Origin of the sequence: Arthrobacter sp. TB 26 (genome assembly GCF_000427315.1) — a bacterium.
Classification (GTDB): Bacteria; Actinomycetota; Actinomycetes; order Actinomycetales; family Micrococcaceae; genus Arthrobacter.
Genome location: NZ_AUPJ01000505.1, coordinates 1 through 2,489 on the forward strand (window position 1 = coordinate 1; position 2,489 = coordinate 2,489).

At 71.1% G+C, this 2,489-nt stretch carries 1 protein-coding gene; it reads right to left on the reverse strand.

The window, feature by feature from the left end; translation table 11 throughout:
* Positions 1-2,489, reverse strand: a 2,489-nt coding sequence (locus K789_RS0120005) for a S41 family peptidase (RefSeq protein ID WP_416352817.1), incomplete at both ends; no start/stop codon positions are given.

The following is a 2,489-nucleotide window of genomic DNA, read 5'->3' on the forward strand; positions in this document are numbered from 1 at the left end:
CGCGCAGCGGCGGCCGGTCGGTGGGCAGCTCCTGGATCATTTCCTTGAGCGCTCCGATGCCATATTCCAGCTGCGGGTCGGTACCGGCGGCGTAGGCGTGCGGCGGGAAGGTCACTTCGATGTCGGGGGCAACGCCGAAGTTCTCGACACCCCACCCCACACCGCCGGAGAACCAGGTGGCGTAGCGCGGCTGCGTCACGCCGGTCCCGTCAGCCAGGGCGAAGCGGTTGTCGATGCCGACGACGCCGCCCCAGGTCCGGGTGCCGATGACCGGGCCGATTCCACGCAGCTTGGACACCTGGGTGATGATGTCGCCGTCGGAGCCGGCGAATTCGTCGGTCAGGATGATGACGGGACCGCGCGGTGCGTGGTGCGGGTACGTCCGCGGCTTCTCCCCGCGCGGCATGCTCCAGCCGGTGACCTTGCGGCCGATGAGTTCCGCGACAAGCTGGGAGGTGTGCCCTCCCCGGTTGCGGCGGACGTCGACGATCAGTCCGTCGAGGGCGGTCTCGGTGTCAAGGTCGCGGTGCAGCTGGGCCCAGCCGTTGGCCATCATGTCGGGAATGTGCAGGTAGCCGAAGGTACCCTGCGAGGCCTGCCGGACAGTCCGGCGGTTGGCGGCCACCCATTCCTGGTACCGCAGCCGTTCCTCGTCGCGGACCGGGACGACGGCGACACGGCGTTGCTTCCCGGCCCGGCTTCCATGCCCGGCGCCGTTGCGCAGGGTGAGCTCGACGGCGCGTCCCGCAGCGCCGACCAGCTGCATGGCCGGGGTACGCGCTTCGGTAAGTTCCACGCCATCGATCGCCAGCAGCACATCGCCGGGTTTCACATCAGCACCCGGGCGGGTCAGCGGCGACGTGGCGAGCGGGTCCGACGACTCCCCCGCGAGGATCCGGGTGATCTCCCAGCCCCCGCCGGTGAACGCCAGGTCGGCGCCGAGGCGGCCCTGGCCGTTGCTGCCGTTCTCGGTGACGGCGGCCGGACGGACGTAGGCGTGGGAGGTGCCCAGTTCGCCGTGGAGCTCCCAGAGCAGGTCCACGAGGTCGTCGTGCGAGCCCAGGCGGTCCACAATCGGACGGTAGCGGGCGTGCACGGAATCCCAGTCCTGCCCGGCCATGTCTTCCGTCCAGAAGAAGTCGCGCTGGAGCCGCCAGGCTTCATCGAAGGCCTGGCCCCAGACGCTGAGCGGATCGAGCTGCACGCGGATGCGGCCGAGGTCCACCTTGACCAGCTGGCCGGACTCCTCGTCAGCCTTGGCGTTGGCGGGCGCGACGCGGATCTGCTTGTCCTGCAGGACCACCACCTTCTCGCCGTCGCCGGAGAGCCGGTAGCTGTCGACGGCATCCACGATGGTGGTGGTTTTGCGCCGGGCAAGCTCGAAGCGGACGAGGGAGGGTGCCGCGTTTTTGTCCTCGAGGCTGGCGCGGCCCTCGCCGGTGACCCCCGAGAGCTCACTGTCGAGCCAGAGCAGGGCCCCGGCAGTGGCCGTGAGGGCGGAGTAGTTTCCCTGCGGCACGGGCACGCTGATGACGCGGTGCGCGAGGCCTTCGGCGTCGACCCGGACCGCGGGAACCTGGTCCTTCACAGAGCCGTCGGTGGCGGCGTCGGTGGCAGCGCCGTCCGTGGCGCCGGCGTCCTCCGGCAGGTCAACGCCCGGGCCGAACGGCGAGGGGGTGTCCGCGGCGAGGGCGACGAGATAGGGCTTGATCGGGCTCGGGAAGGACAGGTCGAAGGAGTGTCCGTCGTAGACCGGGTCGAAGCTGCGGTTGGAGAGGAATGCGAGGAACTTGCCGTCGGGGGTGAACGACGGCGACTCGTCGCGGAAGCGGCCGTCGGTGACGTCGATGATGGTGCGCGTCCCCTCCGCCGCGGCGTCGTCCTCGACCGCGGTGAGGCGCAGCCGGCTGCGGGAGCCGAAGGACGTGACCGGCTCGGACCAGCCCAGCCAGGCCGAGTCCGGGGACCAGCTGAAGCCTTCGATACTGCCCTCGCCGATGCTGCTCACGAGGGACAGCGCGCCCGTCCGGGTGTCGGCGAGGTAGATGTCACCGAAAGCGGTGCCGACGGCGAGCCAGTTGCCGTCCGGGCTGGCCTCAATGGCGCTGGCACGCGTCGGTTTGGGAAAATCGATCCGGGTCAGCTCGTGGGACGCGCCGTGCTGCGCCGGGGTATTTCCCTCCGCCGGTCCGGCGGAGTCTGCGGCGTCGGCGGTGGCGTCTGCGGTGCCCGTGCGGCCGGTTCCCTCCGCCGATGGTGCCGGGACCGCGGCCACGGCGTCACCCCGGGTGAAGGACGCAGCCGGGACGGGCCTGGGCAGGGATGGGGCGGCGCCGGAATCCCCCTCCGGCAGGGCTGCCTTCTGCGGCGCCGGGACGGCCGGGGAATCCTGCGGTCCGACGCCCAGGGGCGCGGCGATTGCCTTCAGGTACAGGGCTTCTACGCCGTCGTGGTCGGCAACGTAGGCGATCCGGCCCGCGCCGAAGGGG